Origin of the sequence: Anabaena azotica FACHB-119 (genome assembly GCF_014697625.1) — a bacterium.
Lineage (GTDB): Bacteria > Cyanobacteriota > Cyanobacteriia > Cyanobacteriales > Nostocaceae > Trichormus > Trichormus azoticus_A.
In genome coordinates this window covers 1-3,258 of the sequence record NZ_JACJSG010000116.1, presented here as the reverse complement: position 1 = coordinate 3,258, position 3,258 = coordinate 1, and the positions used below count along the sequence as shown (strand labels likewise).

7 protein-coding genes are annotated in these 3,258 nt (G+C 40.8%); all 7 read left to right on the top strand.

The genetic code is table 11. The features are described 5' to 3' along the window. Nucleotides 1-79: 79 nt before the first annotated feature. The 7 genes from H6G83_RS34925 to H6G83_RS34645 all read left to right on the top strand — a co-directional run bounded on the left by H6G83_RS34925 (nucleotide 80) and on the right by H6G83_RS34645 (nucleotide 2,868). Complete coding sequence (locus H6G83_RS34925) at nucleotides 80-895, top strand: BRO-N domain-containing protein (RefSeq protein WP_313937843.1); 816 nt, start codon at nucleotides 80-82, stop codon at nucleotides 893-895. Next, nucleotides 882-1,508 carry a hypothetical protein gene (locus tag H6G83_RS34670; RefSeq protein WP_190480704.1) on the top strand — a complete coding sequence of 209 codons (627 nt, stop codon included), beginning with the start codon at nucleotides 882-884 and terminating at the stop codon, nucleotides 1,506-1,508. The genes H6G83_RS34925 and H6G83_RS34670 overlap by 14 nt, the downstream gene beginning before the upstream one ends. A gap of 44 nt (nucleotides 1,509-1,552) precedes the next feature. After that, nucleotides 1,553-1,789: a hypothetical protein gene (locus tag H6G83_RS34665; protein WP_190480703.1), complete on the top strand. Its 237-nt coding sequence runs from the start codon at nucleotides 1,553-1,555 to the stop codon at nucleotides 1,787-1,789. 15 nt (nucleotides 1,790-1,804) lie between these two features. After that, nucleotides 1,805-2,017: a hypothetical protein gene (locus H6G83_RS34660; RefSeq protein WP_190480701.1), complete on the top strand. Its 213-nt coding sequence runs from the start codon at nucleotides 1,805-1,807 to the stop codon at nucleotides 2,015-2,017. A gap of 67 nt (nucleotides 2,018-2,084) precedes the next feature. Next, a complete protein-coding gene (locus H6G83_RS34655) occupies nucleotides 2,085-2,348 on the top strand; it encodes a hypothetical protein (protein ID WP_190480700.1) in 264 nt (87 codons plus the stop codon). 76 nt (nucleotides 2,349-2,424) lie between these two features. Beyond that, nucleotides 2,425-2,658, top strand: a complete 234-nt coding sequence (locus H6G83_RS34650; RefSeq protein ID WP_190480697.1) for a hypothetical protein — start codon at nucleotides 2,425-2,427, stop codon at nucleotides 2,656-2,658. A gap of 12 nt (nucleotides 2,659-2,670) precedes the next feature. Further along, on the top strand, nucleotides 2,671-2,868 hold the full coding sequence (locus tag H6G83_RS34645) for a hypothetical protein (protein WP_190480695.1): 198 nt from the start codon (nucleotides 2,671-2,673) through the stop codon (nucleotides 2,866-2,868). The last annotated feature ends 390 nt before the right edge of the window (nucleotides 2,869-3,258 follow it).

The window sequence follows — 3,258 nt, the reverse complement described above, 5'->3', positions numbered from 1 at the left end:
GCTCTGCACGTCAATTATCCGTCTTTCCAGCCCTAGAGTGATTAGCGATCGCCTGTTTATTCATGATTTTCCTTAATACATTGTTTGTCTAATTTGTCAATGCGTAACTCCTAGAAGAAATGATGGTAGTGAGTATTTTGATGGTGGACTTGAGCCTGATGAAAAGGGTACTGCCATTGTCAGTACCCTTGGTGGAGAACAAGAAATGTTGACTGTTAACGAGCCTGGGCTATACCGCCTCATCTTCAAATCCCGTAAACCCGTTGCCAAACGTTTCCAACGCTGGGTATTTCACGAAGTCCTTCCATCGTTGCGGCGTACAGGGAGATACGAAATACCCCAGACTACTCCACAACACAGTAACAAACCCACCCTTGATGAATTGGTGAATTTTGGTCAAAAGGTTCTAGCTGGTACAAGATTAAGTCCAGAATTACAGACAATCACTGTTGTTCGCGGTATACAAGCTTTATACCCAGAAATTGCACCGATGGCCCTTGAGTTAGTCGGGGCAATTGGTGAAACTGTTGCTACAAGCACTCGTCATGTCTCACCAACTGTTATTGGTGAAATATACGCCCAACGTAATGGTTTACCTAAGCCAATCAAGGCTCACATCGTCAATAAAGTTTTAGAATCGGCGGGTTTGCAATATAAGGAAGTCGAAGTTAAGACTAATTCCCAAGGTAAGCAAAGTCACAAGAATATTTGGCATCTGACTGAAGCGGGTTTACAGTGGGGTACTGTTGTACCGGATAAAGCGCGTACTCACGACAAAATCATTGAACACGTTCGTTGGTTGCCCCAGGTTTTGGACGTAATTGATTTAAGCATCCAAGAGCAATCAAAAGTAATTCCCTTACACTCAGGGAGCCATCATCATGTTACCGTCTAAATTTGTTGAAGAAGCCGGATTTCCTATCCCTTGGCAAGAACGAGACTTACAAAAATATATCAGCGATCGCCTCACAGCAAGAGGATTCACAACACGCTTAGAAGCACCAGCTAACGGTGGTAGAGCCGATATTGTTACCAACTGGCAAGGTGGGGCGATTATCGAGTGTAAGAAATATCTCGACCGCAACAGTATTTTTCAGGCGGTTGGGCAACTTAACCTTTATGGGTTGAACAACACTCACAAACTGATTGTCATGGGTTTCCTGACCCCTGATGCCCGTGAACAACCATCGGCGCTCAAGACTGCCTCAATGGTTGAGCAGGATAAACGTGTACAAATAGTTTTCCTAAATATTGAGGAAGAATGGTTGCCTGGGGCTAAGTTCCGAATCGGGTTTGGGAATTTTTACTTGTTTAATTTTCGTCTACCTCAACTGCCAAATTTTCAAGACTGGCATTGGTGGTTTAATTTCGTCAAGGCTCATCCTTTAATTTTGATTCTTGCTGGCTCTTTCTTCTTAGGAATATTACCAGATATTAAAAAAATTACCTTTACTACTCTTGGTAATAACTTAGAACAAAAAGCTCTTGAATCAGTACACCAAGAATAATTCTACTACTTAAAGTTTTATTGGTAATAGGAGAACAATCAAATATGCAACTACTCGAAATCGTCAAACCTGAAAGCGCCGCCACTGAAGATACTCGACCTTTCCAACGGGTATCAATAGTCCGGCGCAAGCCAGTCGATTGGGACGAGTGCGAGCGCGGGGGGTATCGGAATCTCGGACAGGCTGAAGAAGGGTTTTCCCGGTTTATATCGGATGAAAAGGGTACTGACAATGACAGTATCCTTGATGGCAAACAAAAAATGCTGACTGTAACAAAGTAAGGAGTTTGTTGCAACATGATTAACCCCACTATTGAGTTTATTTTGCAAAATGGGAATAACCACTTTTACGTAGAAAGTGAAGAAAAACCTGTTGTAGAAGTGGCTGAAGCTTCCAGGTACTCAACGTTTAATGAAGCTTCTAGCCATATCAAGGCGTTTCATAAACAAAACGATGCGGTAGAAGTTTTTGTTAGACCAGTTCAACTAACTATTGAATTACTAGATTAATAAGGAATCTGCAATGAGATGTATCAGTACCGGGCGCTTGTCCGGTATTCTTTTTAAGAGGTAAATTATGTCTGATAATATTAAACTTAAAGCTGTCCCCCAAAGATATAGAAGTAGCCGCGTCCAGGCTTACGAAGTCTATGGCGGTTACGAGATAATTATCATTTGCTACCCTATAGAACCAGAGGGTGAAGACCGCTACTTTTTCTACATTCAAAATGGTCAATCAGAAGTTGTCGGTGACAATTCTAAAGGCTATGGTGAAAGATGTAGTGAGGATGCGCTGTATCAAGCCAAGGAATATATTGATATATTAAATATCCCAGTTTAGTTATCAATATGAACACAATTTATACTCATCCAGGTGAGTCAGAGAATACAAAAACTGAAGGGGCGATCGCATGATAATGAAAGGCAAAATACTAAAAGATATCGAATGTGAAAATACAGGAAAAATATTATTTCGGCAGGGTCAAATAGTCGAGTGTGGCTATCATACGGATATGGGAAAAATCTCAGACGAAAAGACCGATTTTATCTGTGCGCGACAGTGGTTGCTGGTGGTAGAACAACCACGTTGTATAGCAGAGGTAGATTTTCTGACATCAGAGGATGTATTGGTGCTAGATGAAGTTGTTTGAGGCACTGATCGCATGAGCGAAACCGAATTTTCTCTGTCTGAACTAATCATCTACTACTGGCAGCGACTATCGTTAATTACTGACCAGCACCATAGGGCCAACCCAAGTATCAAAGAATTTGCCGAAGTCTCACGCTGCCCCCAAAAGTGGAAAGCTTTTGACATAGCAGTGGAACTGCATCGGAACGGGTCTAAGCCCTGGGTTGGGTAGGGGAAAGTGCGATCGCCAACTACATCCATACAATCACATCTATGGGGAAGTTTTTGGACGAAACTGGTTTGATTAAGTTCAGGAAAAAACAAAAAAGTAACCACAAGTTTGCATTCTTTATTATTTGATAAAATTAAAATTACTAGATTAAACTTTGCAATTAATAGTTATATATACAATACAGAAATTATTAAATTATTCAACCATCGTTAGTTAGTTGTTTTATAACTTTTTTTATGGTGAGATAAAGTCAGGTCTAAATAATATATTTATTTTCCAATACCTTAGCCAATTTACGAGGGTTCAACGCCTGTGGAAACGGGATGAATACGTCCCAGGCAAGTAAGCTTGGCAAAAATTTGCGCTAATAAAATAGGCTCAGGCTTTTGA